The organism is Burkholderia mayonis, from assembly GCF_001523745.2.
In the GTDB taxonomy this organism is placed as follows: domain Bacteria; phylum Pseudomonadota; class Gammaproteobacteria; order Burkholderiales; family Burkholderiaceae; genus Burkholderia; species Burkholderia mayonis.
Genome location: NZ_CP013386.1, coordinates 510,942 through 537,880 on the forward strand (window position 1 = coordinate 510,942; position 26,939 = coordinate 537,880).

The 26,939-nt window shown below is 67.2% G+C and carries 27 protein-coding genes; 9 read left to right on the top strand and 18 right to left on the bottom strand.

From position 1 onward, the window contains the following. The first annotated feature begins 58 nt into the window (after positions 1-58). The 3 genes from WS70_RS02630 to gabP all read left to right on the top strand — a co-directional run bounded on the left by WS70_RS02630 (position 59) and on the right by gabP (position 3,331). Positions 59-1,024, top strand: coding sequence for a glycerophosphodiester phosphodiesterase family protein (locus tag WS70_RS02630; RefSeq protein WP_059598315.1), 966 nt, complete (start codon positions 59-61; stop codon positions 1,022-1,024). Between the two features lie 102 nt (positions 1,025-1,126). Beyond that, complete coding sequence (locus WS70_RS02635) at positions 1,127-1,471, top strand: MmcQ/YjbR family DNA-binding protein (protein ID WP_059469989.1); 345 nt, start codon at positions 1,127-1,129, stop codon at positions 1,469-1,471. A 456-nt stretch (positions 1,472-1,927) separates the two neighbouring features. Next, entirely contained in the window at positions 1,928-3,331 is a 1,404-nt protein-coding gene (gabP, locus tag WS70_RS02645) for a GABA permease (RefSeq protein ID WP_059469988.1), read from the top strand. A gap of 514 nt (positions 3,332-3,845) precedes the next feature. Here the strand turns inward: gabP and ychF are convergent. The 3 genes from ychF to WS70_RS33430 all read right to left on the bottom strand — a co-directional run bounded on the left by ychF (position 3,846) and on the right by WS70_RS33430 (position 6,244). After that, on the bottom strand, positions 3,846-4,940 hold the full coding sequence (gene ychF, locus WS70_RS02650; RefSeq protein ID WP_059469987.1) for a redox-regulated ATPase YchF: 1,095 nt from the start codon (positions 4,938-4,940) through the stop codon (positions 3,846-3,848). Between the two features lie 430 nt (positions 4,941-5,370). Next, positions 5,371-5,736 carry a hypothetical protein gene (locus tag WS70_RS02655; RefSeq protein WP_059469986.1) on the bottom strand — a complete coding sequence of 122 codons (366 nt, stop codon included), beginning with the start codon at positions 5,734-5,736 and terminating at the stop codon, positions 5,371-5,373. 385 nt (positions 5,737-6,121) lie between these two features. Beyond that, positions 6,122-6,244, bottom strand: coding sequence for a hypothetical protein (locus tag WS70_RS33430; protein ID WP_081464153.1), 123 nt, complete (start codon positions 6,242-6,244; stop codon positions 6,122-6,124). Positions 6,245-6,551: 307 nt separating this feature from the next. Between WS70_RS33430 and WS70_RS02670 the strand changes: the two genes are divergently transcribed. The 4 genes from WS70_RS02670 to WS70_RS02685 all read left to right on the top strand — a co-directional run bounded on the left by WS70_RS02670 (position 6,552) and on the right by WS70_RS02685 (position 11,215). Continuing rightward, a complete protein-coding gene (locus tag WS70_RS02670; protein ID WP_059598314.1) occupies positions 6,552-7,733 on the top strand; it encodes a UbiH/UbiF family hydroxylase in 1,182 nt (393 codons plus the stop codon). A 98-nt stretch (positions 7,734-7,831) separates the two neighbouring features. Then, a complete protein-coding gene (locus WS70_RS02675) occupies positions 7,832-8,560 on the top strand; it encodes a DsbC family protein (RefSeq protein WP_059598313.1) in 729 nt (242 codons plus the stop codon). A gap of 91 nt (positions 8,561-8,651) precedes the next feature. After that, positions 8,652-10,481 (top strand): M61 family metallopeptidase, encoded by a 1,830-nt coding sequence (locus tag WS70_RS02680; RefSeq protein WP_059598312.1) that lies wholly within the window; start codon positions 8,652-8,654, stop codon positions 10,479-10,481. A 137-nt stretch (positions 10,482-10,618) separates the two neighbouring features. Beyond that, positions 10,619-11,215: an FMN-dependent NADH-azoreductase gene (locus WS70_RS02685; protein WP_059598311.1), complete on the top strand. Its 597-nt coding sequence runs from the start codon at positions 10,619-10,621 to the stop codon at positions 11,213-11,215. Positions 11,216-11,528: 313 nt separating this feature from the next. On the opposite strand, the gene WS70_RS02690 is transcribed toward WS70_RS02685, so the two are convergent. The 9 genes from WS70_RS02690 to WS70_RS32675 all read right to left on the bottom strand — a co-directional run bounded on the left by WS70_RS02690 (position 11,529) and on the right by WS70_RS32675 (position 19,032). Continuing rightward, positions 11,529-12,317 carry a uracil-DNA glycosylase gene (locus WS70_RS02690; protein WP_059598310.1) on the bottom strand — a complete coding sequence of 263 codons (789 nt, stop codon included), beginning with the start codon at positions 12,315-12,317 and terminating at the stop codon, positions 11,529-11,531. A gap of 44 nt (positions 12,318-12,361) precedes the next feature. Next, complete coding sequence (locus tag WS70_RS02695; RefSeq protein ID WP_059598309.1) at positions 12,362-13,003, bottom strand: CYTH domain-containing protein; 642 nt, start codon at positions 13,001-13,003, stop codon at positions 12,362-12,364. Between the two features lie 12 nt (positions 13,004-13,015). Then, positions 13,016-13,801, bottom strand: coding sequence for an indole-3-glycerol phosphate synthase TrpC (gene trpC, locus WS70_RS02700; protein WP_059598308.1), 786 nt, complete (start codon positions 13,799-13,801; stop codon positions 13,016-13,018). A 62-nt stretch (positions 13,802-13,863) separates the two neighbouring features. After that, a complete protein-coding gene (gene trpD / locus WS70_RS02705) occupies positions 13,864-14,895 on the bottom strand; it encodes an anthranilate phosphoribosyltransferase (protein WP_059469978.1) in 1,032 nt (343 codons plus the stop codon). Between the two features lie 17 nt (positions 14,896-14,912). Continuing rightward, positions 14,913-15,503, bottom strand: coding sequence for an aminodeoxychorismate/anthranilate synthase component II (locus WS70_RS02710; protein ID WP_059469977.1), 591 nt, complete (start codon positions 15,501-15,503; stop codon positions 14,913-14,915). Positions 15,504-15,516: 13 nt separating this feature from the next. Next, positions 15,517-17,010: an anthranilate synthase component I gene (trpE, locus tag WS70_RS02715; RefSeq protein ID WP_059469976.1), complete on the bottom strand. Its 1,494-nt coding sequence runs from the start codon at positions 17,008-17,010 to the stop codon at positions 15,517-15,519. 361 nt (positions 17,011-17,371) lie between these two features. Continuing rightward, positions 17,372-18,085, bottom strand: a complete 714-nt coding sequence (locus WS70_RS02725) for a phosphoglycolate phosphatase (protein WP_059598341.1) — start codon at positions 18,083-18,085, stop codon at positions 17,372-17,374. Between the two features lie 5 nt (positions 18,086-18,090). After that, the gene (gene rpe / locus WS70_RS02730; protein WP_059469974.1) at positions 18,091-18,777 is read right to left on the bottom strand and encodes a ribulose-phosphate 3-epimerase; all 687 of its coding nucleotides are present in this window, start codon (positions 18,775-18,777) and stop codon (positions 18,091-18,093) included. Positions 18,778-18,822: 45 nt separating this feature from the next. Further along, positions 18,823-19,032: a hypothetical protein gene (locus tag WS70_RS32675; RefSeq protein WP_082716003.1), complete on the bottom strand. Its 210-nt coding sequence runs from the start codon at positions 19,030-19,032 to the stop codon at positions 18,823-18,825. Between WS70_RS32675 and apaG the strand changes: the two genes are divergently transcribed. Next, the gene (gene apaG, locus WS70_RS02740; protein WP_006029800.1) at positions 18,958-19,332 is read left to right on the top strand and encodes a Co2+/Mg2+ efflux protein ApaG; all 375 of its coding nucleotides are present in this window, start codon (positions 18,958-18,960) and stop codon (positions 19,330-19,332) included. The two genes, WS70_RS32675 and apaG, sit on opposite strands and share 75 nt — an antisense overlap. Before the next feature lie 41 nt (positions 19,333-19,373). Here the strand turns inward: apaG and WS70_RS32680 are convergent, their stop codons facing one another. Then, positions 19,374-19,517, bottom strand: coding sequence for a hypothetical protein (locus WS70_RS32680; RefSeq protein WP_226382804.1), 144 nt, complete (start codon positions 19,515-19,517; stop codon positions 19,374-19,376). 28 nt (positions 19,518-19,545) lie between these two features. Here WS70_RS32680 and mltA point away from each other — a divergent pair, with 28 nt between their 5' ends. Continuing rightward, positions 19,546-20,664: a murein transglycosylase A gene (gene mltA / locus WS70_RS02750; protein ID WP_059598307.1), complete on the top strand. Its 1,119-nt coding sequence runs from the start codon at positions 19,546-19,548 to the stop codon at positions 20,662-20,664. 532 nt (positions 20,665-21,196) lie between these two features. Here mltA and paaK read toward each other — a convergent pair. The 5 genes from paaK to paaN all read right to left on the bottom strand — a co-directional run bounded on the left by paaK (position 21,197) and on the right by paaN (position 26,849). Further along, the gene (gene paaK / locus WS70_RS02755; protein WP_059598306.1) at positions 21,197-22,495 is read right to left on the bottom strand and encodes a phenylacetate--CoA ligase PaaK; all 1,299 of its coding nucleotides are present in this window, start codon (positions 22,493-22,495) and stop codon (positions 21,197-21,199) included. A gap of 37 nt (positions 22,496-22,532) precedes the next feature. Further along, a complete protein-coding gene (gene paaI / locus WS70_RS02760) occupies positions 22,533-22,925 on the bottom strand; it encodes a hydroxyphenylacetyl-CoA thioesterase PaaI (protein WP_082716002.1) in 393 nt (130 codons plus the stop codon). Between the two features lie 73 nt (positions 22,926-22,998). After that, positions 22,999-23,790, bottom strand: a complete 792-nt coding sequence (gene paaG / locus WS70_RS02765) for a 2-(1,2-epoxy-1,2-dihydrophenyl)acetyl-CoA isomerase PaaG (RefSeq protein WP_059598305.1) — start codon at positions 23,788-23,790, stop codon at positions 22,999-23,001. 61 nt (positions 23,791-23,851) lie between these two features. After that, complete coding sequence (gene pcaF, locus WS70_RS02770; RefSeq protein ID WP_108033889.1) at positions 23,852-25,054, bottom strand: 3-oxoadipyl-CoA thiolase; 1,203 nt, start codon at positions 25,052-25,054, stop codon at positions 23,852-23,854. Between the two features lie 88 nt (positions 25,055-25,142). Next, complete coding sequence (paaN, locus tag WS70_RS02775; RefSeq protein WP_059598457.1) at positions 25,143-26,849, bottom strand: phenylacetic acid degradation protein PaaN; 1,707 nt, start codon at positions 26,847-26,849, stop codon at positions 25,143-25,145. Between the last annotated feature and the right edge of the window lie 90 nt (positions 26,850-26,939).

The window sequence follows — 26,939 nt, forward strand, 5'->3', positions numbered from 1 at the left end:
TCCGCTGCACATCGTCAAATCAAGAGATGAGACATGTTTCGATGGAGGAAGCGGACCCATGAATCGACAGATTGACCGGACGCGACTGCGGGCGGCGCTTGCCGGCGCCGCGCTCGGCCTGGCCGCGTGCGCGGGCGGCGGGCCGGTCGGCGAAGCGCCCGTGACGCTGCCGCTCGTCGTCGCGCACCGCGGCGGAACGGGCGACGCGCCGGAGAACACGCTCGAGGCGATTCGCGAGGCGGTCGCGAATCGTGCTGACGCGATCTGGCTGACCGTCCAGTTGAGCCGCGACGGCGTGCCGGTGTTGTACCGGCCCGCCGATCTGTCGGCGCTGACGCAGTCGAGCGGCCCGGTCGCCCGGTATGCAGCGGCGCAGCTCGCGCAGATGAACGCGGGCTGGAATTTTCGGGACGCGAGCGGACAGTATCCGTATCGCGTCCGCCCGGTCGGCATTCCGACGCTGCGCGACGCGTTGCGTGCGATTCCGTCCGCGATGCCGGTCGTGCTCGACATGAAGGCGCTGCCGGCCGGGCCGCAGGCGAAGGCGGTCGCGGATGTGCTGGCGAGCGAGTCCGCGTGGCCGCGCGTGACGATTTATTCGACCGACGCGGCGTATCAGGCCGCGTTTGCGCCGTACCCGCAGGCGCGGCTCTTCGAGTCGCGCGATGCGACGCGAGGGCGGCTCGTGAACGTGCTGCTCGGCGGTGCGTGCGAACGCGCGCCCGATGCGCCCGTGTGGGCTGGCTTCGAGATGCGTCGGAATTTGACGGTGAGCGAGCGCTTCACGCTCGGCGAGGGCGTGTCGAAGGTCGAGGCAACATTGTGGACGCCTGCGACCGTCGCGTGCTTCAAGCAGCGAGCGAACGCCCGCATTCTCGCGATCGCGGTGAACGACGCGGACGATTACCGCGTGGCCGCGTGTCTCGGGGTCGACGCGGTGCTCGCGGATTCGCCGCGCGGGATGGCCGCGATCAAGGCGGCGCTGCAGGCGCGGCCGTTGCGGTGCGGAAAGGAGACGCGATAGACGGAAAGCGCGACGGCCGTGCGCCGAGCGTATAGGCGGTCGGCGCGATTTCGGATAGGGTGGCCGAACAATGAATCCAGGGTGGACGTCCGGGGAGGCGCCGTGAATTTCGACGAAGTCAGGCAGATCGCGCTCGCGTGGCGCGGCGTCGAGGACGGCACGTCGTACGGCACGCCGGCGCTCAAGGTGAAGGGCAAGCTGCTCGCGCGATTGCGCGAGGACGGCGATACGCTCGTCGTCAAGGGCGTCGGCCCGGACGAGCGCGCATGGCTGATCGAATCGGCTCCCGACGTGTTCTACGTGACCGATCACTACGTCGGGTGGCCGATCGTGCTGGTGCGCCTGTCGGCCGCGCATCCGGACACTGTGAGGGCGCTGCTCCTGCGCGAATGGCAGGCGATCGTGCCCGCGAAATGGCGCGACGAGACGATGGGCGGCACGCCGTGATTTGTCTGTCGACGCGCGTTTTTCGTCGCTACGCTTGCTTCACGAAGCGCCGTGCGTGGGCCTCCGGCCGTTTTTTTCGAGCGGCTTCGCGGGCCCGTGCGACAGCGTCGGCCGGACCGTGCATCGCTCGCGTCTTCATCGATACGGCAATTGGTTCTATCGAAATTCACCGATTGGTTCTTAGTCGCGAACCGTTTGATGCTTACACTGCTTCGCTTCGGAGGCGGCCGACCATGATGCCGACGGCAGGGGCGCCGCGATGCGCCGCCGCATGCGCGGCGCATCGCAAACGCAGTTGCGCGGATCTGCGCGGCGCATCCGCCCGGGCGACCGCAGGCGCGATGTCCGGCCGACGCGCGACGCACGTCGCGACGAGCACGGTTCGATAACAAAAAAGCCCCGCGCCGCCTTCACACGATGCCCGGTCATACCGGAACCGTTTACTTGGAGGGAGACATGAAAGGAAGTCAGACAGGCCTGGGAACCGGCCTGAAGCAGCGTCACGTCACGATGCTGTCGATTGCAGGCGTGATCGGCGCCGGGCTGTTCGTCGGCTCGGGGCACGCGATTGCGGAAGCCGGGCCGGCCGCGCTGATCGCATACGCGATCGCCGGCCTGCTCGTCGTGCTCGTGATGCGGATGCTCGGCGAGATGGCGGTCGCGCAGCCGGACAGCGGTTCGTTCTCGACCTATGCCGATCGCGCGATCGGCCATTGGGCGGGCTTCACGATCGGCTGGCTCTACTGGTGGTTCTGGGTGCTCGTGATTCCGATCGAGGCGACGGCAGCGGCGACGATCCTCAACGCATGGTTCCCCGGCGTCGCGACATGGATCTTCGCGCTCGGCATCACGTCGGTGCTCACCGTGACGAACCTCTTCTCGGTCAAGAACTATGGCGAGTTCGAATTCTGGTTCGCGCTCATCAAGGTGGTCGCGATCGTCGTGTTCCTCGCGCTCGGCGGCGCGGCGATCGTCGGCCTGCTGCCTGGTTCGAGCGTGTCGGGCGCCGCGCGGCTCGTGAACGCGGGCGGCTTCATGCCGAACGGGATCGGTGCGGTGCTCGCCGCGATGCTGACGACGATGTTCTCGTTTGTCGGCACCGAGATCGTTACGATTGCCGCCGCCGAGTCCGAGCAGCCGGAGCGCCAGATCGTTCGCGCGACGAACTCGGTGATCTGGCGGATCTCGCTGTTCTATCTCGGTTCGATCTTCGTCGTCGCGGCGCTGGTGCCGTGGAACGACGCGCTCTTGCCCGCGCACGGCTCGTATCAGCGCGCGATGGAGCTGATCGGCGTGCCGCACGCGAAGGCGATCATCGACGTGATCGTGCTCGTATCGGTCGCGAGCTGCCTGAATTCGGCGCTCTATACGGCGTCGCGGATGATCTTCTCGCTGTCGACGCGCGGCGACGCGCCCGCGTTCCTGCGTCGCACCGACGCGAGCGGCACGCCGCGCGCGGCCGTGCTTGCGTCGACCGCATTCGGCTTCCTGACCGTGATCGCGAACTACGTGATGCCGGAGCAGGTGTTCGGCTTCCTGCTCGCGACGTCGGGCGCGATCGCGCTGCTCGTCTATCTCGTGATCGCGATTTCGCAACTGCGAATGCGCTCGACGCTCGACGCGACCGGCGAGCGCCTGCCGCTGCGGATGTGGTGCTTCCCATGGCTCACGTGGGCGGTGATTCTGTTCATTTGCGGCGTGCTCGTCGTGATGCTGCTGCGTGAGGATCACCGGATGGAAATCGCCGCGACCGCGGTGCTTGCGCTCGGCATCGTCGCGGCGTCGTGGATGAATCGGCGCGCGCGCGGCGCCGGGGCGTCGGCGTCCACGCAGCCTCGGGTGTCCGCGAACCTGCGGTGACGGGACATCGGCCCGGCGGCGGCGCGTTGCCGCCGGGCCGATCGCATTCGGTTCGATACGCGGAGTCTGGCGAAGTGCGGCGAGACACGCCGCGCCGAATGCAAGTCGAGCGTTCATTGGATTGACGTCTTCGACCGCGGGACGCCAGAAGGCTTGCTTCGGCTGCAGCGCGTATGGATTCGACATGCTCGCTGAAAAGAGGAGATTGATTGGAGCCGGGGGCGCGTTGCCGCGAGCGGCGTGCGGCCGAGCCAGGCCGGCATGACATGTCATGAGCCGGCGGTTTTTGAAGCGCGGAGAAGAGGGGACGCCCGAGGGGGCTCTGAAGGAGGCTTCGGGGAGAGGACGGGCGGGATCGCCAGGGCCAGCGAGCGTCTCTTCGATCGAATCGGAAAGCGGTGGCGACGCGCGAGGATTTCGCGTTCGGCGTGACTCGCGCGAAATCGAAACGACCCGGCGGTCGCGAGCGGCGAGCGATCCGCCGCCGCTTGCGCCCGCCGAGCCTGCGGTACGGCTAGACGTTGAACAGGAAGTTCATCACGTCGCCGTCATGCACGATGTACTCCTTGCCTTCCGCGCGCATCTTGCCAGCTTCCTTCGCGCCTTGCTCGCCCTTGTATGCGATGAAGTCGTGGTAGGCGATCGTCTGCGCGCGGATGAAGCCGCGCTCGAAATCCGTATGGATCACGCCCGCCGCCTGCGGTGCGGTATCGCCGATGTGGATCGTCCACGCGCGCACTTCCTTCACACCCGCGGTGAAGTACGTCTGCAGGCCGAGCAGCTTGAAGCCCGCGCGGATTACGCGGTCGAGGCCCGGCTCTTCCATGCCCATGTCGGCGAGGAACGCTTCCTTGTCGGCGTCGTCGAGATCGGCGATCTCCGCCTCGATCGCCGCGCATACTGCGACGACCGGCGACTTCTCGGCGTCCGCGTACTGGCGGACCGCGTCGAGGTGCGGGTTGTTCGCGAAGCCGTCGTCCTTCACGTTCGCCACGTACATCGCCGGCTTCGCGGTGATCAGGCAGAACGGCTTGATGAGCGCCTTCTCGTCGTCGGACAGATCGAGGCCGCGCACGGCCTTGCCCTGGTCGAGATGCGCGCGCGCCTTCTCGAGCACCGCGACGAGCTTCGCCGCTTCCTTGTCGTTGCCCGATTTCGCCGCCTTCGAATAGCGGGCGAGCGCCTTCTCGACAGTGCCGAGGTCGGCGAGCGCGAGTTCGGTGTTGATGACTTCGATGTCGTCGAGCGGGCTCACCTTGCCGGCGACGTGGATGACGTTTTCGTCCTCGAAGCAGCGCACGACGTGGGTGATCGCGTCGGTTTCGCGGATGTTCGCGAGGAACTGGTTGCCGAGGCCCTCGCCCTTGCTCGCGCCGGCGACGAGGCCCGCGATGTCGACGAACTCGACGACGGCGGGCACGACGCGCTCGGGCTTGATGATGTCGGCGAGCGCTTTCAGGCGCGCGTCAGGCACTTCGACGACGCCGACGTTCGGCTCGATGGTGCAGAACGGGTAGTTCTCGGCGGCGATGCCGGCCTTCGTCAGCGCGTTGAACAGGGTGGACTTGCCGACGTTGGGCAAGCCGACGATGCCGCATTTGAGGCTCATGGATTCCTTCGGGATTCAATGGGTTGTGCGTGATGTGGAGCGCATCGTGCACGGCGCGGGGCGTTCGTCCGCGCGCCTTTTGGGCCACATCGGGGCCGGGCAGGAGCGTCCGTTCGGACTCTCGAGCGCAAGCGGGACGTGCGCTGCCACCAAAAGAGGCAATTGTAACTCGTTCGACGGCGCGCCAAGGCAACCGGCGGCTCGAGCGGCGTCGCCGCGCGCGGGCCGCCGGCCGATGTCCGGGCAGCGCGGGCTCGCAGCCGACTCGATGTGAGCGATGTCGCTGCGCACGGCGAAGCGCGTATCACGTGACAAGCGCGGGCGGAATCGCATTCCGCGGGAAGACGGCCGGCGCCTTCAGGCGGCGGTGCGGTGCGCGCCGGCGTCGATCGTCCTTCGTCCGCGCCGCCCCGCGAGGGCAGCGGGCGAATCAGTCGGCGGTCCGCCGATCGACGAGCGCCGTGCGGCAGTCGTTCAGCACGAGCTGCGCGAGGCGCGCATCGTAGTTCAGATCGTCGGTATCGATGATTTCCTCAACTGCGTCGCGCGCCCACTGCGCGTTGACGAAATCCGCGTGCTTCTTCGCGATGTCGAGCGCGATGAGCGACAGCTTCGCGAGCGTCAGCCAATCGGCCTCGCGCGCATGCCGGTCGAGCCATTTGTGCGCGGACTGGACCTGAAAGGCTGCACCTGGCCAGCTCTCGTTCAGGTAAAAGGCGCCGAGATTTCCGACGGCGAGCCAGCAGAGCAGCTCCACTCGGTCCTGTTGATTGAGATGGTGGCGCAGGTCGCTCATGGCCGTGCTCGCGATGGTGGTTGAGACCTGTTTTTCCGACGCCTGCAGATTGGTCGCGTCGTCATTGAAACGATAGCACGCGATGAGCGGAATCAGACAACCGTTCGGTGGGGTGGAACGCACTTTGCGGCGAGTGCCCGGGGCTTGCGGGCGGGCGCAGCGACGGCTGCGGGGCGTGGCGACCGTCCGTGCGGTCGGATGGCGAGTGAGGGAAGGCTGAAGGAAGTCGCTCGATCGAGCCGCCGTTTTCGTCGACGGGTGCGCGTTTGCGATCGTGCATCGGCTCGGCTTGGCTCGGCTCGGCTCGGCTCGGCCCGGTCGGACCCGGCGTCGGCGCTCGCGCCGCGTGTCGCGTGTCGCACGCGGCGAGACGCCGATCCGCACATCAATACCGATAGTAATAGTCGCGATGGTGATAGTAGCCGCCGCCTTCCGGCACCACGATGCATCCTGCGAGCACGCTGCCCAGCACGACCGCGAGGGCGGCGAGAGCCGCGATCCGTTTCATCGACATCTCCTGTTCCTGTTGTTGCGTCGGCTCACTGTAGCGGCCGTGCGCATGACAAGCGGTGTGCGTTTGTAAGGAAACGTGTGGCGCGTAACGGGCGGTCCCGGTCGCGTGCGGCGGCGGGCGAGCGCCGGTTACATCGCCGCTGGCGGGCGATGCGATCGCGTCGGCGCGCGGGATGCGCGGTTACGTGGAAACCCGCGTTCGACTAGCGCGGCGAAACCGGTCCGATGCGTGCGTTGCCGTGTCGCGTGCCCTGATTTACCGCAAATTCCCTGAGCGAAGCGACCTGCTTCGCCCGGCTATAATGCCCGCCATGACTGCCTACCATCAGACCTTCGACGTCGCCGTCGTCGGCGGCGGCCTCGTCGGCAAGACGGCCGCACTCGCGCTGACGCAGGCGGGCCACAAGACCGCGCTGCTCGCGCAGCCGGCCGCCCCGCGTCCCGCCGATCTCGCATTCGATTCGCGCATCTACGCGCTGTCGGCGAGCTCGCAGGCGCTCCTCGAGCGGCTGCGCGTGTGGCAGGCGCTCGACCACAGCCGGCTCGCGCCCGTCTACGACATGCGCGTGTACGGCGACGCGCACGCCGAGCTTCACTTCTCCGCGTTCCAGTCGGCGGTGCCGCAGCTCGCATGGATCGGCGAATCGTCGCTGATCGAATGCGCGCTCGACGCCGCGTTGCGCTTCCAGCCGAATCTCACATGGTTCGACGCGCGCGCGCAGGGCTTCGACGTGAAGCCGGACGCCGCGACGCTCGCGCTCGCGAACGGCGACGTGATCGAATGCGATCTCGTCGTCGGCGCGGACGGCGCGCATTCGTGGGTGCGCTCGCAGATCGGCTCGAAGGTCGAGCGGCGCGATTATCGGCAGACGGGCGTGGTCGCGAATTTCAAGGCGTCGCTGCCGCATCGCGAGACCGCGTATCAGTGGTTCCGCGATGGCGAGATCGTCGCGCTGCTGCCGCTGCCGGACGGCCACGTGTCGCTCGTCTGGTCCGCGCACACCGCGCACGCCGACGCGCTGCTCGCGCTCGATCCCGCGCAGCTCGCGGCCGAGGTCGAGCGCGTGACGATGAACCGCCTCGGCGCGCTCGAGTGCGTGACGCCCGCGAAGGGCTTCCCGCTCGCGCTGCAGACGGTCGACCGGCTGATCGCGCCGCGCGTCGCGCTCGTCGGCGACGCCGCGCACCTGATTCACCCGCTCGCGGGCCAGGGGATGAACCTCGGGCTGCGCGACGTCGCCGCGCTCGCGGACACGATCGCGCACCGCGAAGCGTTCCGCGATCTCGGCGACACTGTACTGCTGCGCCGCTACGAGCGCGCGCGGCGCGAGGACATTCGCGCACAGATGATCGCGACCGACGGCCTGCAGCGGATCTTTTCGCTGCCGGGCACGGTCGCACGCATCGTGCGCAATACGGGGATGGCGCTCGTCGGCGCGCAGCCGCTCGTCAAGCGCTGGCTGGTCGCGTCGGCGCTCGGCTGACCGCGGCGGGCGAACCTTCGCGCAGCACGGCGGTCCGACACTGCTCCGCCGCAGTCGTACACTGTGGCGTTGCACGCACGCTTTGAAGGAAGATTTGCATGAAAAAAACGATTCGTATCGCCACGCTCGCGCTGGCCGCCGCGACGGCGACGCTCGGCTGCACCGCGCAGGCCGATCAGACCACCGACAAGCTGAAGGCTGCATTGCAGTCCCGCCTCGGCGCCGACGCTCCGATCAAGAGCGTGACGAAGTCGCCGATCGCGGGTTTGTACGAGGTCAACCTCGGCTCGCAGATCGTTTATAGCGACGCGTCGGGCGACTACGTGCTGCTCGGCGAGCTCGTCAACACGAAGACGCACAAGAACCTCACGGCCGAGCGTCTCGCCGAGATCAACAAGATCGATTTCACGAGCTTGCCGCTTTCGAACGCGATCAAGGTCGTGAAGGGCAACGGCGCGCGCAAGATCGCGGTGTTCTCCGATCCGAACTGTCCGTACTGCAAGAAGCTCGAGACGACGCTGCAGTCGGTCGACAACGTGACCGTCTACACGTTCCTGTATCCGGTGCTGTCGCCCGATTCGACGGTGAAGTCGAAGTCGATCTGGTGCGCGAGCGACCGCGTGAAGACCTGGCAGGCATGGATGCTCGAGCATCGCGCGCCCGCGAGCGCGACGAGCTGCGACACGACCGCGCTCGACAAGAATCTCGCGCTCGGCCGCGGGATGAACGTGACGGGCACGCCGACCGTGTTCCTCGCCGACGGCACCCGCCTGCCGGGCGCCGTGTCCGCCGACGAACTGAATCAGGCGCTCGCCGGCGTCAAGTGACGCGGCGTTTCTTGCATCGCGAAGGAGGCGCCGGCGCTTGGCCGGCGCCTCTTTTCGTATCCGTTTCCGCTAGCCCCGACCGATTCCGACGATGAAGCCGATTCGCTACACGATCGTTCCGAAAGACCCCGCCGCCCACCTGTTCGAAGTGACGCTCACGCTCGCCGATCCCGATCCGGCGGGCCAGCGCTTCACGCTGCCCGTGTGGATTCCGGGCAGCTACATGGTGCGCGAGTTCGCGCGCAACATCGTGACGCTGCGCGCGTTCAACGACGCGGGCCGCAAGCTGCGGATCGACAAGACCGACAAGCAGACCTGGCAGGCCGCGCCGACGTCCGGATCGATCACGCTGCGCTACGACGTCTACGCGTGGGATATGTCGGTGCGCGCCGCGCATCTCGACGACACGGGCGGCTTCTTCAACGGCACGAGCGTGTTTCTTTCGCCGGTCGGCCGCGAAGACGCGCCGCGCGAGGTGACGATCGAGCGCCCGGCGGGCGATGCATATCGGCGCTGGCGCGTCGCGACCGCGCTGCCGGAGGCGCGCGGCACGAAGCGTTACGGCTTCGGCGCGTACCGCGCGGAGAATTACGACGAGCTGATCGATCATCCGGTCACGCTGGGCGAATTCGCGCTGACGACGTTCGAGGCGCACGGCGTGCCGCACGACGTCGCGATCGCGGGCCGTGTGGTCGGGCTCGATCTCGAGCGGCTCGCGGCCGACCTGAAGCGCGTGTGCGAAGCGCAGATCGCGCTCTTCGAGCCGAAGACGAAGCGCGCGCCGATGTCGCGCTACGTGTTCATGACGCAGGCGGTCAGCGACGGCTACGGCGGGCTCGAGCACCGCGCGTCGACCGCGCTCATCTGCAATCGCAGCGATCTGCCGGTGAAGGGGCGCCCGGAGACGACGGAAGGCTATCGCACGTATCTCGGCCTGTGCAGCCACGAGTACTTCCACACGTGGAACGTGAAGCGGATCAAGCCGGCCGCGTTCGCGCCGTACGACCTGTCGCGCGAGAGCTATACGTCGCTGCTGTGGCTCTTCGAGGGCGTCACGTCGTACTACGATGACCTGATGCTCGTGCGCAGCGGCCTCATCTCGCAGGACGACTATTTCGCGATGCTCGGCCGCACGATCGCCGGCGTGCAGCGCGGCGCCGGCCGGCTCAGGCAGAGCGTCGCCGAAAGCTCGTTCGATGCGTGGATCAAGTACTACCGGCAGGACGAGAACGCGACGAACGCGATCGTCAGCTACTACACGAAGGGCTCGCTCGTCGCGCTTGCGTTCGATCTGGCGATCCGCGCGCAGACCCGCCATCGCAAGTCGCTCGACGACGTGATGCGGCTCCTGTGGCAGCGCTTCGGGCGCGACTTCTATCACGGCAAGCCGCACGGCGTCGGCGAGGACGACGTGAAGGCGCTGATCGCCGAAGCGACGGGCGTCGACCTCGGCCGGCTGTTCGACGATGCGGTGTCCGGCACGCGCGATCTGCCGCTCGCCGCGCTTTTCGAGCCGTTCGGCGTGACGCTCGCGCCCGACACGGGCGCGAACGGCTCGACCGGCGCGCCGCCGAAGCCGACGCTCGGCGCACGCACGCGAGGCGGCGCGGAATGCACGCTCGCGGCCGTCTACGAAGGCGGCGCCGCGCATCGCGCGGGGCTGTCGGCGGGCGATGCGCTCGTCGCGCTCGACGGGCTGCGCGTGACGGGCTCGAACCTCGATGCGCTGCTCGCGCGCTATCGGGTCGGCGACAAGGTCGAGATCCACGCGTTCCGGCACGACGAGCTGCGCGTCGCGCGGCTCAAGCTCGACGGCCCGGAAGTCGCGCGCTACAAGCTGACCGCGCAGCCGAAGCCCGCCGCGACGCGTGCGCACCGCGACGCGTGGCTCGGGCTGCCGGCGGCGCGTGGCGGGAAATAGCCGCGCCGAACCGGGCGTCGATTGTTTCGCTGTTGCAACAATCCGTCACCCAGTCACGGCTTTTTCGCGACCGCAACGATCCGCACAATGGCGTCACTCGCGCTGCACTTGGCGCAAACCAACCCCCGGAGCCCGACATGACGACCATTCTTCAGATCAATTCCGCCGCCCGCTCGCAAGGCGCCCAGTCGACGATGCTTGCCGACGAACTGACGGCGAAGCTGCAACAAAGCCACCCCGGCGCGACCGTCAAGGTCCGCAACCTGCTCGCCGACGCGCTGCCGCACCTCGACGACGCGGTCCTCGGCGCGTTCTTCACGCCGGCCGACCAGCGCACCGCCGAGCAGAACGCGATTGTCGCGAAGAGCGACGCGCTGATCGACGAGCTGCGCTCGGCCGACGTGATCGTGGTCGGCGCGCCGATGTACAACTTCGGCGTGTCGTCGCAGCTCAAGGCGTACTTCGACTGGATCGCTCGCGCAGGCGTCACGTTCCGCTACACGGCGGAAGGCCCCGAAGGGCTGATCAAGGGCAAGAAGGTCTATGTGGTGTCGGCGCGCGGCGGCAAGCACGTCGGCATGTCGACCGACAGCCAGACGCCGTTCCTGCAGACGTTCCTCGGCTTCATCGGCATGACCGACGTGACTTTCGTCTACGCGGAAGGTCTCGCGCTCGGGCCGGATGCTGCGAACGCCGCACTCGCGAACGCACGCGAGGCGATCGCCGCGGTTTGAGCGTCTTCGCCGGATAGCTGAAAAAAACGCCGCGGACCGGAAGGTTCGCGGCGTTTTTGCTTGTGTCGAGAATGTGCCGAATGTTGCCGCGGCATCGCGGCCCGGCGTGCGCCCGCACGTGAACGGGATGGTGCGCGGCGGCTTGCGGCGAAGCCGTCAAGCGCCGTCGGCGAGGCGCGCGGCCCGGCATGGGCCGTGCGGCGGCACGACGACGCAACATTCCTCGGCGGCACACGAAAAAGCGATCGCGTCACGTCGCCGACGAGCCGGGCTGCGATCGCGCTCACGCGCCGGCGAGCGTGTCGGCTCGTGCTCAAGCGAGCGTCTCGGCCTCTTCGGGCAGCCGCCAATCGATCGGCGCGCGCCCATGCTGCTTCAGATGGTCGTTGGCGAGTGCGAAATGGCGGCAGCCGAGAAAACCGCGATGCGCGGACAGCGGCGACGGATGCGGCGCTTCGAGCACGCAATGCTCGCTCGCGTCGAAGAGCGCGCGCTTCGCCTGCGCATGCGCGCCCCACAGCATGAACACGAGATGGTGATGGCGCGTCGCGAGCTCGTGGATCAGCGTGTCGGTGCATTTCTCCCAGCCGCGCTTCGCGTGGCTCGCGGCCGACGAACGCTCGACCGTCAACACCGTGTTGAGCAGCAGCACGCCTTGCCGCGCCCACGTGTCGAGGCAGCCGTGGCGGGGCGTCTCGTAGCCGAAGTCGGCCGAGATTTCCTTGAAGATGTTGCGCAGCGACGGCGGCGGCTTCACGCCGGGCGGCACCGAGAACGCGAGGCCGTGCGCCTGCGGAATTCCGCGATCCTCGCCGTGGTACGGGTCCTGGCCGAGGATCACGACCTTCACGTCGTCCGGATGCGTGAGCCGCAGCGCGCGGAACACGTCGGCCGGATAAACGGCCTTGCCCGCCGCGCGTTCGCCGTCGACGAAGCGGCAGAGCGGCGCGTATGCGTCGCTCGCGATGAACGGCTCGAGAATCGCGCGCCAGTCGGGCGGCAGCGCATCGAATTGCGAAGCGATGGACGGCGCGGAGGCGCCGTTTTTCGCTGCGGGCGGAGCGGGCGGGGCAGGATCGTCGAACAGCGAAGGTTGTCGCATCGGGCGGGACGGTGAGGGCTTGGTCATGCGGGGAAAAAGGGCGGTCAGTCGGCGCGCAGCTCGCCGCCGCGCAGCCGATAGCCGCGCTGCGCCTTGCTCAGGTTGTCCGGTGCGACGCCGGGCAGCGCGGCGGCGACTGCTTCGGCGAGCGACGAGAGGGCCGCCGCGTCGCCGTCGACGAGCTCGAGTTCGATCTCGCAGATCGGCTCGCGGCGCACGTCGCCGTCGACTTGCGCGACGATCTCGCCGCGATCGAGCGCGGCCTCGATCGTCGCGCCCGCGTGCTCGATTCGCCACAGCGTGCGCGAGAAATCGGTGCGAAAGAGTGCGATGAGGCCGGGCGCGGCGGCGCGCAGCGCGTCGGCGGCTTGCTCGACGTCGCACGCGGCGCAGAGCGCGTCGATCTCGAGCGCCTCGCCCGCGACGGGCATCTCCCACTCATGGCGGCAATGCAGCCCGCCAACGGCTGCGCCGGCCGTCTTGAACGTCTGCAGCCAGCCTTGCGGCGCGAGCCGCAGCCGCAGCGCGCTCTTCGCACGCGCGAGCGCGAGCGCCGGCGTGTCGAAGTAGACGTTCACGAGTGAGATCTCGCGGCCGGGCGCGCCGGCGCGCGCGTCGAAGAATCGCCGCGCCGCGTCGATCTGCGCGGCGGGCAGCGCGAGCTTGATTTCCTGTTCGATCGCCATCGTGCGCCGCGCTCAGAAGAACATCCGCGCGAGCTCCGCGCCCGGATTCTCGGCGCGCATGAACGCCTCGCCGACGAGGAACGTGTGCACGCCCGCCGCTTCCATCCGTTCGACGTCCGCGCGCGCCAGGATGCCGGATTCGGTGACGACGATCCGGTCGTCCGGAATCGCGTCGAGCATGCCGAGCGTCGTGTCGATCGTCGTCTCGAACGTGCGCAGGTTGCGGTTGTTGACGCCGACGAGCGGCGTCTTCAGCGTGAGCGCTTCGTTCAGCTCGTCGCGATTGTGCACTTCGACGAGCACCGCGAGGCCGAGCGAATGCGCGTACGCCTCGAGATCCTGCATCAGCGGCGTGTCGAGCGCGGCGGCGATGAGGAGGATCGCATCCGCGCCCATCGCGCGCGCTTCGAGCACCTGATATGAATCAACGATGAAGTCCTTGCGCAGCACGGGCAGGCTGCACGCGGCGCGCGCTTCTTCGAGATAGCGCGCGCTGCCCTGGAAGAACCGCTCGTCGGTCAGCACGGACAGGCACGCGGCGCCGTGCCCGGCGTACGAGCGCGCGATGTCGGCCGGCACGAAGTGCTCGCGCAGCACGCCTTTCGACGGGCTCGCCTTCTTCACCTCGGCGATGACGGCGGCGCGACCCGCTGCATGCTGCTTCCGCAGCGCGCCGACGAAGTCGCGCGAATCGCGCGCCGACGCCTGCCGTTTCAGTTCTTCGAGCGGCGCGCTCTCGAGCGCGGCGGCGATCTCTTCGCGCTTGACGGCGATGATTTTGTCGAGGATGTCGCTCATGGGTTGTCCTGCGTGCTTGAATCGGGTTCGGTTGAGACTGAAGCTGAAGCCGAAGCGGTGCGTCAGTGCTTGAATTGCTGCGTGAAGCGCACCAGTTCGTCGACTTTCTCGCGGGCCTTGCCGCTCGCGATCGCTTCGCGCGCGAGCTGGATGCCGTCGGCGATCGAGCCCGCGACGTTCGCCGAATAGAGCGCGGTGCCGGCGTTCAGCGTGACGATCTCGCGCGCGACGCCGGGCTTGTTGCCGAGCGCTTCGAGCAGCATCGTGCGCGATTCCTCGGCGTTCTCGACCTTCAGCGTGCGGTTCGACACCATCTGCATGCCGAAGTCTTCCGGATGGATCTCGTACTCGCGCACTTCGCCGTCGCGCAGCTCGCCGACGAGCGTCGCCGCGCCGAGCGACACCTCATCCATCCCATCCTTGCCGTAGACGACGAGCACGTGCTGCGCGCCGAGCCGCTGCATCACGCGCACCTGGATGCCGACGAGATCCGGATGGAACACGCCCATCAGCTGGTTCGGCGCGCCGGCCGGGTTCGTCAGCGGGCCGAGGATGTTGAAGATCGTCCGCACGCCGAGCTCGCGGCGTACGGGCGCGATGTTGCGCATCGCCGGATGATGGTTCGGCGCGAACATGAAGCCCATCCCGGTCTCGTCGATCGACGCGGCCACTTGGTCGGGCTGCAGGTCGATGTTCACGCCGAGCGCCTCGAGCACGTCGGCGCTGCCGGACTTGCTCGACACGCCGCGATTGCCGTGTTTCGCGACCTTCGCGCCCGCCGCCGCCGCGACGAACATCGTCGCGGTCGAGATGTTGAACGTGTGCGAGCCGTCGCCGCCCGTGCCGACGATGTCGACGAAGTTCGCATTGTCCGCGACCTCGACGTGGCGCGCGAACTCGCGCATCACGGTCGCGGCGGCGGTGATCTCGCCGATCGTCTCTTTCTTCACGCGCAGGCCGGTGATGATCGCGGCCGACATCACGGGCGACATGTCGCCACGCATGATGAGCCGCATCAGGTGCAGCATTTCGTCGTGGAAGATCTCGCGATGCTCGATCGTGCGCTGCAGCGCTTCCTGTGGAGTGATGGTCATGATTCGGGCCGCCGTCGTTAAGCTGAATGAGCGGCTGCTTGCCGCGCTTCCTTCAGAAAATTCTCGAGGAGCGCGTGGCCGTGCTCCGACAGGATCGATTCCGGATGGAACTGGACGCCTTCGATGGGCAGCGTCTTGTGACGCACGCCCATGATCTCGCCGTCGTCGGTCCACGCCGTGATCTCCAGGCAGTCGGGCAGCGATTCGCGCTCGATCGCAAGCGAATGATAGCGGGTCACGTCGAAGTGCTTCGGCAGATCGGCGAACACGCCGCGGCCGTCGGTCTCGATCCGGCTCACCTTGCCGTGCATGATCGTCTTCGCGCGCACGACGCGGCCGCCGAACGCCTCGCCGATCGCCTGATGGCCGAGGCACACGCCGAGAATCGGCTTCCTGCCGGCGAATTCGCGCAGCACGTCGAGCGTGATCCCCGCGTGCTGCGGATTGCTCGGGCCGGGCGACAGGCAGATCGCGTCCGGATCGAGCTTCGCGATCTCGCCGAGCGTGATTTCGTCGTTGCGATAGGTGCGCACGTCTTCGCCGAGCTCGCCGAAGTACTGGACCAGGTTGTAGGTGAACGAATCGTAGTTATCGATCATGAGCAGCATGGTCAGTCTCCGGTCAGAAATCGCTGTCGAGGCCGTCTTGCACCTGTTCGGCCGCGCGCAGCACTGCGCGCGCCTTGTTCTCGGTTTCCTGCCATTCGGATTCGGGCACCGAGTCGGCGACGATGCCCGCCGCCGCCTGCACGTACAGATTGCCGTTGTGGATGAGGCCCGTGCGGATTGCGATCGCGAGATCCATCTCGCCCGAGAACGACAGATAGCCGACCGCGCCGCCGTACAGGCCGCGCTTGACGGGCTCGAGCTCGTCGATCAGCTCCATCGCGCGGACCTTCGGCGCGCCGGACAGCGTGCCGGCCGGGAACGTCGCCCGCAGCACGTCGAAGTTCGTCATGCCGGGCTTCAATTTGCCTTCGACCGAGCTCACGATGTGCTGCACGTGCGAGTACTTCTCGATCACCATCTTGTCGGTCACGTGGACCGAGCCGATTTGCGCGATGCGGCCGACGTCGTTGCGCGCGAGGTCGATCAGCATCACGTGCTCGGCGATCTCCTTCGGATCGTTGAGGAGCTCGGTCGCGAGCTCTGCGTCGCGCTCGGGCGTGTTGCCGCGCGGCCGGGTGCCGGCGAGCGGGCGGATCGTGACGATCTGGTCGTCGCCGCGCTTTTCCCGGCGCACGAGAATCTCGGGCGACGCGCCGACGACATGGAATTCGCCGAAGTTGTAGTAATACATATAGGGCGACGGATTCAGCGAGCGCAGCGCGCGGTACAGCGACAGCGGATTGTCACGGTATGGCTTCGTCAGGCGCTGGCCGACCTGGATCTGCATCAGCTCGCCCGCCGCGATGTATTCCTTCGCCTGGCGCACGGCGGTCAGATAGTCTTCCTTCTTGAACTCGCGATAGATTTCGGTGCGCACGCTCGCCGACGTGACGGGCGGCACGACGCTCGCGCGCAGCCGCTGCTTCAGCTCGCGCAGCCGCTGTTTCGCCTTCGTGTACGCCTCGGGCTTCGCCGGATCGGCATAGACGATCAGGTAGAGCTTGCCGGCGAGGTTGTCGATGACGGCGACTTCCTCGGTCATCAGCAACTGGATGTCGGGCAGGCCGAGATCGTCGCGCGGCGCGGTGTGCGCGAGCTTCTTCTCGATGTAGCGCACCGCGTCGTAGCCGAAGTAGCCGGCGAGGCCGCCGCAGAAGCGCGGCAGGCCGGGGCGCTGCGCGACCTTGAAGCGATCCTGGAACTTCGCGATGAATGCGAAAGGATCGCCGTCGTCCGTCTCGACGACTTGTCCGTCCGTCACGACTTCCGACACGCCGTTCTTCGTGCGCACGAGCGTGTGCGCGGGCAGGCCGATGAACGAGTAGCGCCCGAAGCGCTCGCCGCCCACGACCGATTCGAGCAGGAACGAGTTGGCGCCGCCGCGTTCGGGCTGCGCGAGCTTCAGGTACAGCGAGAGCGGCGTTTCGAGGTCGGCCAGCGCTTCGGCGATGAGCGGAATGCGGTTGTAACCTTCGTTGGCGAGCGATTGGAATTCGAGTTCAGTCATGTTCCGGTCCTGTCGTCGGGACGATCGGCGCGGTGCGCCGGGGATCGCGTGGCGCTGCGCTGCGCCCGGAGCACGGCCCCTCGCGGGGCGGGTCGGACGAACCGGCGGATGCTGTGCCTGGCGATCGTGCGCCGCGCGCCGACAGGCAGCCCGAACGCGAAGCGTTCGACAGCGGCGAAGCTGGCAAGTTGGACGACGATCGGGGGCGCGGACGCGCAGCGAAACAAAAAACGGGGCTGAAGACGAGCTTCAGCGTACCTCATCGAGGTTAGCGTGACCAGCGACGCCAGGGCCAGGCTCCCCGGTCGATGCTGCTCAGACTCCGTTTTTTGTTCAGAAACATGCGGATGGAAGAAAAAAGTCAGATGGCTGATCTTGCCGAATTGTGCGCGGCAATGGCTTGCGCGGCGGCGAGAAGCGAATCGACTATACCATCCGAATTTATCGTTTGTATAGCCTTGCCGTGGTTGTAGCCGTACGGCACCGTGAGCGTCGCCGTCCCGGCCGCGCGGCCCGCGAGCGCGTCGTTCTCCGAATCGCCGATCGCGACCGTCGCGCGTGGCGCGACGCCGAGCGCGTCGCATGCGGCGAGCATCGGCGCTGGATCGGGCTTCTTGCGCGGCACGCTGTCGCCGCCGAACACCGCGGAGAAGTAGCCGGAGAGCCTGTATTGCGCGAGCAGCTCGACCGCGAACCGGTATGGCTTGTTCGTCACGCATGCGAGCTTCAGGCCCGCATCGTGCATCGCTTGCAAGCCCGCCTCGACGTCCGGGTAGAGCCGCGTGTGGCGGCCGTTGATCTTCGCGTATTCGGCCTGGTAGAGCGCGAGCGCTTCGTCGAAGCGCGCTTTCGCTTCGTCTTCCGAAAAGCGCGGCGTCAGCACGCACTGGATCAGGTTCTCCGAGCCCTTGCCGACGTAGTGCATCACTTCCTCGCGCGTCGTCTCCTCCGCGTCGAGCTGCGCGAGCATCGCGTTCAGGCCGGCCGTGAAATCGTCTGCGGTATCGACCATCGTGCCGTCGAGGTCGATGAGCGCCGCGTCGATGCGCGGCGTGTCGAGGGCGAGCATCGTCATCGCGGTCACGCGCGCTTGACGGTCGCGAGCGCGTCGCGCATCTCGCCGATCACCTGACGATAGTCGGGCTTGCCGAAGATCGCCGAGCCCGCGACGAACGTGTCGGCGCCCGCCGCGGCGATTTCGGCGATGTTGTCGGCCTTCACGCCGCCGTCGATTTCCAGATGGATCTCGCGGCCGGTACGCGCGGTGTGCGCATCGATCCGGGCGCGGGCTTCGCGCAGCTTGTTGAGCGCCTCGGGAATGAACGACTGGCCGCCGAAGCCCGGATTCACCGACATGATGAGCACGAGATCGACGCGGTCCATCACGTGGTCGAGGTAATTGAGCGGCGTCGCCGGATTGAACACGAGGCCCGCTTTGCAGCCGTGGTCGCGGATGAGGCCCAGCGTGCGGTCGATGTGGTCCGACGCTTCCGGGTGGAAGCTGATCAGGTTCGCGCCCGCCTTCGCGAAATCCGGCACGATCCGGTCGACGGGGCGCACCATCAGGTGCACGTCGATCGGCACCTGCACGTGCGGGCGGATCGCCTCGCAGACGAGCGGGCCGATCGTCAGGTTCGGCACGTAGTGGTTGTCCATCACATCGAAGTGGATCCAGTCGGCGCCGGCGGCGACCACGTTGCGGACCTCTTCGCCGAGCCGCGCGAAGTCGGCCGACAGGATGCTGGGGGCGATGCGGAATTGCGTCATGAGCGGAAAGAGCGTGGGGAGCGTTGCGATGCGAAAGGTGTCATTCTACCGCTGCGGCGCGCGCTGCCCGGTTGCGGGCCGGAGCCTCATCAAGCAGAATGCCGAACCAAAGCGGCGCGTCGGCCGCGCGGGGCGGGCGCCCCGGCGTCGGCTGCGCCGGGCGACCTCGACGAGACCACCATGAGCCAGTATCGATTCAGCGTGTCGGTGAAGACCAGCTATCTGCCGGAACAATCCGACCCCGAACGCCGTCAATATGCATTCGCGTACACGCTGACGATCCGGAACACGGGCCAGGTCGCGGCGCAGTTGATCGCACGGCACTGGATCATCACGGACAGCGAAAGCCAGGTGCAGGAGGTGAAGGGGCTCGGCGTCGTTGGCCACCAGCCGCTCCTGCAGCCGGGCGAGCAGTTCGAGTACACGAGTTGGGCCGTGATCGCGACGCCCGTCGGCACGATGCGGGGCGCGTATTTCTGTGTCGCGGAGGACGGCGAGCGCTTCGAGGCGCCCGTTGACGAATTCGCGCTGCACATGCCGCGCACGTTGCATTGAGTGTGCCGCGTCGCCGGGTCACGGGAGATTCAAGGGCGCTGTCAGCGCTGGGGCTTGTCGTGCCGGCTGGGTTGCTTCTTCTTGCCTGAAGTCGTCCAGACGACGATGAAGACGAGCAGGGCGAGCGCCAGCAACGATTCCAGCGCGAAAATGAGCATTGGGTATTGGTCGAGCAGATCGGACATGGCGGTTTCCATCAACAACGGATATTGTATGGGTTTTAGCCGGCGGTTTGCCGGGTGGGCGGCAGCCATGGCGGCTGCGGCGCTCCTCGCCGCTTGCGGCGGCACGCCCGTGCGGCAGGGTTCGCGGCCGACGGGCGTCGCGATCGTACCAGGGCAGGTCGCGGCTGCGCGACTCACGCCCGTCGCATGGCAGCAGGTGCCGGGCTGGCAGGACGACAGCCTGATCGGCGCGACGATCGCGCTGCGGCAGAACTGCGCGCGCCTCGCGCGGCAGGCGACCTGGCAGCGCGCATGTGCGGCGGCCGCTCGGATCGACGATCTCGACGTCGGCAGCGCCCGCACCTTCTTCGAGACATATTTCACGCCATTTCAGTTCGCGAACAACGACGGCACGCTCGACGGCCTCGTGACCGGCTACTACGAGCCGCTGCTGCACGGCTCACGGGTGCGGCGCGGCCAGTATCAGTACGCGCTCTATCGCTGGCCTGCGGGCTACCGCACAGGCGCTTCGATGCCGGCGCGGTCGCAGCTCATGCGCTCGGGCGCGCTGAACGGCAACGAGCTCGTGTGGGTCGACGATCCGATCGAGGCGTTCTTCCTGCAAGTGCAGGGTTCGGGCCGGGTCGTCCTCGATGACGGCGCGGTGATGCGAGTCGGCTACGGCGGCACCAACAACCAGCCATACCGCTCGATCGGCAAGTGGCTGCTCGATCACGGCGAACTCGGCGCCGGACAGGCGACGATGCAGGGGATCAAGGCGTGGGCGCGCGCGAATCCGTCGCGGGTCGACGCGCTGCTCGACACGAATCCGCGCTTCGTATTTTTCCGCGAGATGCCGTCGCAGGAGGACGTGCCGCATGGCGGCGCGGACGGTCCCGTCGGCGCGCTCGGCGTGCCGCTCACACCGGAGCGCTCGATCGCGGTCGACCCGTCGTCGATTCCGCTCGGCACGCCAGTGTTCCTGCAGACGACGCGTCCGATGACGAATTCGCCGCTCAATCGCCTCGTGTTCGCGCAGGATGTCGGGACTGCGATCAAGGGCGGCGTGCGCGCCGACTACTTCTGGGGGCTCGGCGACGACGCGGGCGATCAGGCCGGCCGGATGAAGCAGACCGGGCGGATGTGGTTGCTCTTTCCCAATTCGTGAACCGTTCGTGAGCATTCGGGGGCGAGTGACGATTGCTCGATCGCGTGAGCTTTGCGTTCGGTCGGCGGCAGATCGCGCGCCGCGTTCGCCCGTTTATCGGGAGCGCGGCGCGTTTTGTTTTTTGGGCTGTCGGTGGTGCGGCGGCGGCACGAGGTGGCGCCTATCGCGGGGGCCGCAATCGAAGCGTTTTGCGGAATCGGGGCATTCGTGTGCCAGGAAGTTCGGCGCATGGGAACGCGGGGCGCGAAGGGCTATGGCGTTCCGGCGGGCGAGTTTCCAAGGCTCCATTGTTCTTGGGACGGTTGCGCGGCCCGGTGCCGGGGCGCCAGGGCTTGGGACCAGGCCCTCAGTGCAGAGGCTCCAACGCAGCGGGCCGAGGCTCAGACGGCTGAGCCTCGGCGCAGGGCTCAGATGGCGAAAGCGATCAAGGCCGCGATAGCGGCTCGAACGACCACCCTCGAACTGCGCGAGACACAGCCAGGCGGCGGCGGGACGCGCGTGCCAATTTCGTCCCGCCGCCCGCGCGCAATCGTCACGACCGCCGCTTGTCGACGATCCGCCGAGCCTTGCCGACCGAGCGCTCGATGCCGTTGACGGGCAGCACGTTGATGATCGCCGTCACGCCGATCAGCGACTTGATGTCGTGTGCGAGCGCCTTGCGCGCGGCGTCGATGGTGGCGGCGTCCGGCGCCGTCTCAGGGCAGGGCTCGACGTTGAGCGTCAACACGTCGAGCGGCCCGTCCTTCGTCAACACGACCTGATAGTGCGGCGCGAGCGCGCGCTGCTTCAGCAGTTGTTCCTCGAGCTGGGTCGGAAACACGTTTACGCCGCGCACGATCATCATGTCGTCCGAACGGCCGGTGATCTTTTCCATCCGCCGCATCGTGCGTGCGGTGCCGGGCTGCAGGCGCGTGAGATCGCGGGTCCGATAACGGACGATCGGCATGGCTTCCTTCGTGAGCGACGTGAACACGAGCTCGCCGAACTCGCCGTCCGGCAGCACGTCGCCGGTGTCGGGATCGATGATCTCCGGGTAGAAGTGATCTTCCCAGATCGTGGGGCCGTCCTTCGTTTCGACGCATTCCGACGCGACCCCCGGACCGATCACTTCGGAGAGCCCGTAGATGTCTACGGCGTCGATGCCCATGCGTTTCTCGATCGCGCCGCGCATGTCGTTGGTCCACGGTTCCGCGCCGAAGATGCCGATGCGCAGCGAGCACTGCGCGGGATCGAGGTGCTGACGCTCCATCTCGTCGGCGATCGACAGCATGTAGCTCGGCGTCACCATGATGATGTCGGGCCGGAAGTCCTGAATCAGTTGCACTTGCTTTTCCGTCTGCCCGCCGCCGAACGGAATGACCGTGAGCCCGGCACGTTCCGCGCCGTAATGGGCGCCGAGCCCGCCCGTGAAGAGGCCGTAGCCGTAGCTCACGTGGACCTTGTCGCCCAGTCGCGCGCCCGCTGCGCGGATCGAGCGGGCGACGAGATTGGCCCACGTGTCGATGTCGTGAGCCGTGTAGCCGACCACGGTCGGCTTGCCGGTCGTGCCCGACGACGCGTGAATGCGCGAAATGCGCTCCTGCGGCACGGCGAACATGCCGAACGGGTAATTGTCGCGGAGGTCGTTCTTCGTCGTGAACGGGAAGCGGCCCAGGTCGGCGAGCGTTTTCAGATCGCTTGGATGAACACCCGCCGCATCGAACTTGCGCCGATACACAGGCGAATTTTCATACGCGTGTGCGAGTGACCATTTCAGGCGTTCGAGCTGAAGCGCGAGCAGTTCGTCGCGGCTCGCCCGTTCGATCGGTTCGAGCGGAAGCGAGGTTGCCATGATGTCTCCAATCTATTTATGGATGCGTGCGTGGACGCTATCGGTCTACAGGGATCACGGTCCCTTCGATTTGGGTCGATTTGCCGCGGAACATCGCGACGGCTTTTCCTGCCTGGTTCGTCACGCGGATATCGTAGATGCCGTGCCGGCCGTTCAGCGTCTGTTCGGTCGCTTCCGCAGTGAGCACGTCGCCGACCGTGACCGGCCGCAAGAATTCGATCGAGCAGCCGGCCGCGACGGTGTTGATGTTGTACGAGTTGCACGCGAACGCGAATGTCGAGTCCGCGAGCGCGAAGATGAGCCCCCCATGACAGATCTGGTGGCCGTTCAGGAAATCCGGGCGCACCGGCATGCGCATGCGCGCGTAACCCGGCCGCACCTCGAGAAGCTCCATGCCGAGCCCGCGGCTGCAGGCGTCCGCTTCGTACATCGCTTGGGCGGTCGCACGGGCGAGCGCTTCGGCGGACAGTTCGGCGGCGATCGATGCGGCGTGGTCGGCCATCTCAGCGTCCCTCAAAGTGGGGAGCGCGTTTCTCGATGAACGCGCGTGCCCCTTCCGCGTAGTCATACGATTGCCCGAGTTCGCGCTGAAGGTCGCGTTCGAGATCGAGCTGCTGGTCGAGCGTGTTGGTGATGCCCACACGCATCGCTTGCTTGATCGCGGCGATTGCGCGCGTCGGCTGCTGCGCGAGTTGTCGGGCGAGCTGTGCGGCGGTACCGGCCAGTTCAGCATCGTCGACGACTCGCCAGACGAGCCCCCAGCGCTCTGCCTGCTCCGCACCGAGCTTGTCGCCCGTCAGCGCGAGGCCGAGCGCGCGGGCGAAGCCGACGCGCTGCGGCAGGAACCACGTGCCGCCCGAATCGGGAACAAGGCCGATCTTCACGAACGACTGAATGAAGCTGCTCGATTTCGCCGCGATGACGAGATCGCACGCGAACGCGAGATTGGCGCCCGCGCCCGCCGCGGTGCCGTTTACGGCGGCGATGACGGGCAGCGGCAGTGCCTGCAGGCGGCGAATGAGCGGGTTGAAGTGCTCTTCGATCATGGCGCCGAGGTCGGTCATCGCACCCGGCGTGAAATCGAGATCGGCGAGATCCTGGCCCGCGCAGAAGCCACGTCCCGCGCCGGTGAGAATCAGTGCGCGCGCGTTGGCGGCCTGCACGTCGTCGAGCGCCGACTGCAACTCACGGTGCATCTCGCGCGTAAAGCTGTTGAGCTTGTCGGGGCGATCGAGCGTGATTGTCGCAACGTGTGTCGCCTGATCGATTTCGACGCGAATCGCTTGGTAGGACATCGATTGCCTCCTTATATCTTCGAAATGAAACGGGATGCGCCCTTCGTCTGCTTGCCGTGCCTTACACGCGTTCGATCGCGATCGCGATGCCCTGACCGACGCCGATGCACATCGTGCACAGCGCATAGCGGCCGTTCGTGCGATGCAGCTGATACATCGCGGTCGTCACGAGCCGCGCGCCCGATGCGCCGAGCGGGTGTCCGAGCGCGATCGCGCCGCCGTTCGGGTTCACGCGCGGATCGTCGTGCGCGACGCCCAAGAGGCGCAGCACCGCGAGCCCCTGCGACGCGAACGCCTCGTTCAGCTCGATCACGTCGAACTGGTCGATCGTCATCCCGAGCCGCGCGAGCAGCTTCTGCGTCGCCGGCGCCGGGCCGATCCCCATCACCCGCGGCTCGACGCCCGCCGTCGCGATCCCGAGCACGCGCGCCCGCGGCGCCAGCCCGTGACGCCGCGCATCCGCCTCGCTCGCGAGCAGCAGCGCGCACGCGCCGTCGTTCACCCCCGACGCGTTGCCCGCCGTCACCGTGCCGTCCGGCCGCACGACGCCCTTCAGCTTCGCGAGCGCGTCGAGCGACGTCTCGCGCGGATGCTCGTCGCGCGCCACGACGACCGGCTCGCCTTTCCTCTGCGCAATCGTCACCGGCACGATCTCCTGCGCCAGCGTGCCGTCCTGCTGCGCGCGCGCCGCCTTCTGCTGGCTGCGCAACGCGAACGCGTCCTGGTCGGCGCGACTGACGCGGTAGTCGGTCGCGACGTTCTCGGCCGTCTCCGGCATCGAATCGACGCCGTATTGCTGTTTCATCAGCGGATTGACGAAGCGCCAGCCGATCGTCGTGTCGAAGATCTCGGCCTGACGCGAAAACGCGCTCGTCGCCTTGCCCGTCACGAACGGCGCGCGGCTCATGCTCTCGACGCCGCCCGCGATCATGAGGCCCGCTTCGCCCGCCTTGATCGCGCGCGCGGCGACGCCGATCGCGTCCATCCCGGAGCCGCAGAGGCGGTTGATCGTCGCGCCGGGCAGGCCAAGCGGCAGGCCGGCGAGCAGCAGCGACATCCGCGCGACGTTGCGGTTGTCTTCGCCGGCCTGGTTCGCGCAGCCGTAGATCACGTCGTCGACGGCGGCCCAGTCGACGTCGCGGTTGCGCTCGACGAGCGCCTTGAGCGGCACCGCGCCGAGGTCGTCGGCCCGCACCGGGGCCAGGGCGCCGCCATAGCGGCCGATGGGCGTGCGGATTGCGTCGCAGATGAAAGCATCGGTCATGTCGAATTCCGGCGGAGGTGAACCCGCGAGGGAGCGGGTTCTTTCATGGTAGTGAACGATGGCGCGGTCGGCAGCTCGGCCGAACGGGTTATGCCGTTTGGCCGGCTTCTGCCGGTGCGGACTTCGGCGCAACATGGTGTCGGCTCTGCACGACGCGGAAGCGGTTCGCGACGAACGCGGCATCGGCGAGCGACGCGTTCGCGGCCGGATTGGCGCCCGTACCGTGAAAGTCGGAGAACGCCGCCGATTGATTGACGAACACGCCGCCTGTCAGATTGATCGACAGCGCGACTCCACCGCGCACCGCTGCTTCGTGTGCCGCCTCGACGATGGCATCGTCCGTGCTATAGACGGAGAGCGTGAGCGCGCCGTGCTCGGCCGCGATTGAACCGGCGAGATCGAGCGATTGTGCAGTCGAATCGGTCGCGATGACGAACGAGATCGGGCCGAACCATTCTTGCGTGTACTTCGCCCGATCTGCGACGTCGAGCTGCAGCACGAGCGGCGTGCGCACGCGCGCGTCTTTGAATACAGGATGCTCGAGCGCTTGGCTGTCGGTGAGCACGCGGCCGAGCTTGCGCGCGTCGTCGATGCGCGCTGCGACACCTTCGTTCTGAAGCGCGCCGATGAGATCGACCGAGCGCGCCGGGTCGCCCGTCAGCTTCTGCACGGCGCCGGCGATCGCCTGCGCGACGTCGTCGAAGCTGACGTGTCCTTCCGCGGTGCGGATGCCATCGCGCGGAACGTAGATGTTTTGCGGCGCGGTACACATTTGGCCGGAGTAGAGCGCGAGCGAGAACGCGATGTTCTTGACGGCAGCCTTCAGGTCGTCGACGGAATCGATCACGATCTGGTTGACGCCCGCCTTCTCCGTATACACCTGTGCCTGATGCGCATTGCGTTCGAGCCAGGTGCCGTTTTTCGAGCTGCCGGTGAAGTCGATCAGCTTGATTTCCGGACGGAGCGCGAGATCTTGGACGAGCGCGCCATCGTTCCCTTCGGTCGCGAGCAGTGTGACGATGTTCGGATCGAAGCCCGCTTCGCGCAGCACGTCGCGCGCGATGCGCACGGTGATCGCGAGCGGCAGGATCGCGCCGGGGTGAGGCTTGATGATGACCGTATTGCCGGTGGCGAGGTCGGCGAACATGCCCGGATAGCCGTTCCAGGTCGGGAACGTGCAGCAACCGAGCACGAGGCCCGTGCCGCGCGGCACGATTGTGTAGCGCTTGTGCATCGCGAGCGGCGGGTTCTTGCCTTGCGGTTTTTCCCAGTGCGCATCGACGGGGATGCGCTGCAGTTCCTGCCATGCGTATGCGACGGCTTCGAGTGCGCGGTCCTGCGCATGCGGCCCGCCCGCCTGGAACGCCATCATGAACGCCTGTCCGGTCGTGTGCATGACGCCGTACGCGATTTCGAAGCTCGCGCGATTCAGCCGGGCGAGGATTTCGATGCACACGCCGGCCCAGGCGTGCGGCCCGGCCTCGCGCCACCCGCGCTGCGCTTGCGCGGCGGCGTCGATCAGTTCGTCGGGTGACGATTTCGGATAGCGGATGCCGAGCGCGAAGCCGTACGGCGACTGCTCGGCGCCGACCGTTCCGCCCGAGGCGGGCTGGTTGAGCTCGAAGGGTTTGTCGAGCTGGGCTTTGAATGCTGCTTCACCGTCTGCATTGGCGCTTTCCCCGTACACTTTGGGGCTCGGCATCTCGGCGAACGGGCTCCAGTAGCCGCGCGTTTCGATCGTGGAGAGCGCGTGCTTCAGCGTGTCTTCATGCTTCGCAAACAGAGGATGGGTCATGGCGGCAGGCTTGATGAACGTTAAGGAGGGTGGGGGGGTATTAATTAACCGACCGGTTGGTCGGAAAATGTTAGCATCAAATCATCCGTG

Bases quoted from the DNA above. Each gene is read 5' to 3' on its own strand.
- WS70_RS02630 (WP_059598315.1), top strand. From the start codon at position 59: ATGAATCGACAGATTGACCGGACGCGACTGCGGGCGGCGCTTGCCGGC.
- gabP (WP_059469988.1), top strand. From the start codon at position 1,928: ATGAAAGGAAGTCAGACAGGCCTGGGAACCGGCCTGAAGCAGCGTCAC.
- ychF (WP_059469987.1), bottom strand. From the start codon at position 4,940: ATGAGCCTCAAATGCGGCATCGTCGGCTTGCCCAACGTCGGCAAGTCC.
- WS70_RS02655 (WP_059469986.1), bottom strand. From the start codon at position 5,736: ATGAGCGACCTGCGCCACCATCTCAATCAACAGGACCGAGTGGAGCTG.
- WS70_RS33430 (WP_081464153.1), bottom strand. From the start codon at position 6,244: ATGAAACGGATCGCGGCTCTCGCCGCCCTCGCGGTCGTGCTGGGCAGC.
- WS70_RS02670 (WP_059598314.1), top strand. From the start codon at position 6,552: ATGCCCGCCATGACTGCCTACCATCAGACCTTCGACGTCGCCGTCGTC.
- WS70_RS02675 (WP_059598313.1), top strand. From the start codon at position 7,832: ATGAAAAAAACGATTCGTATCGCCACGCTCGCGCTGGCCGCCGCGACG.
- WS70_RS02680 (WP_059598312.1), top strand. From the start codon at position 8,652: ATGAAGCCGATTCGCTACACGATCGTTCCGAAAGACCCCGCCGCCCAC.
- WS70_RS02685 (WP_059598311.1), top strand. From the start codon at position 10,619: ATGACGACCATTCTTCAGATCAATTCCGCCGCCCGCTCGCAAGGCGCC.
- WS70_RS02690 (WP_059598310.1), bottom strand. From the start codon at position 12,317: ATGCGACAACCTTCGCTGTTCGACGATCCTGCCCCGCCCGCTCCGCCC.
- WS70_RS02695 (WP_059598309.1), bottom strand. From the start codon at position 13,003: ATGGCGATCGAACAGGAAATCAAGCTCGCGCTGCCCGCCGCGCAGATC.
- trpC (WP_059598308.1), bottom strand. From the start codon at position 13,801: ATGAGCGACATCCTCGACAAAATCATCGCCGTCAAGCGCGAAGAGATC.
- trpD (WP_059469978.1), bottom strand. From the start codon at position 14,895: ATGACCATCACTCCACAGGAAGCGCTGCAGCGCACGATCGAGCATCGC.
- WS70_RS02710 (WP_059469977.1), bottom strand. From the start codon at position 15,503: ATGCTGCTCATGATCGATAACTACGATTCGTTCACCTACAACCTGGTC.
- trpE (WP_059469976.1), bottom strand. From the start codon at position 17,010: ATGACTGAACTCGAATTCCAATCGCTCGCCAACGAAGGTTACAACCGC.
- WS70_RS02725 (WP_059598341.1), bottom strand. From the start codon at position 18,085: ATGACGATGCTCGCCCTCGACACGCCGCGCATCGACGCGGCGCTCATC.
- rpe (WP_059469974.1), bottom strand. From the start codon at position 18,777: ATGACGCAATTCCGCATCGCCCCCAGCATCCTGTCGGCCGACTTCGCG.
- apaG (WP_006029800.1), top strand. From the start codon at position 18,958: ATGAGCCAGTATCGATTCAGCGTGTCGGTGAAGACCAGCTATCTGCCG.
- WS70_RS32680 (WP_226382804.1), bottom strand. From the start codon at position 19,517: ATGTCCGATCTGCTCGACCAATACCCAATGCTCATTTTCGCGCTGGAA.
- mltA (WP_059598307.1), top strand. From the start codon at position 19,546: ATGGGTTTTAGCCGGCGGTTTGCCGGGTGGGCGGCAGCCATGGCGGCT.
- paaK (WP_059598306.1), bottom strand. From the start codon at position 22,495: ATGGCAACCTCGCTTCCGCTCGAACCGATCGAACGGGCGAGCCGCGAC.
- paaI (WP_082716002.1), bottom strand. From the start codon at position 22,925: ATGTACGAAGCGGACGCCTGCAGCCGCGGGCTCGGCATGGAGCTTCTC.
- paaG (WP_059598305.1), bottom strand. From the start codon at position 23,790: ATGTCCTACCAAGCGATTCGCGTCGAAATCGATCAGGCGACACACGTT.
- pcaF (WP_108033889.1), bottom strand. From the start codon at position 25,054: ATGACCGATGCTTTCATCTGCGACGCAATCCGCACGCCCATCGGCCGC.
- paaN (WP_059598457.1), bottom strand. From the start codon at position 26,849: ATGACCCATCCTCTGTTTGCGAAGCATGAAGACACGCTGAAGCACGCG.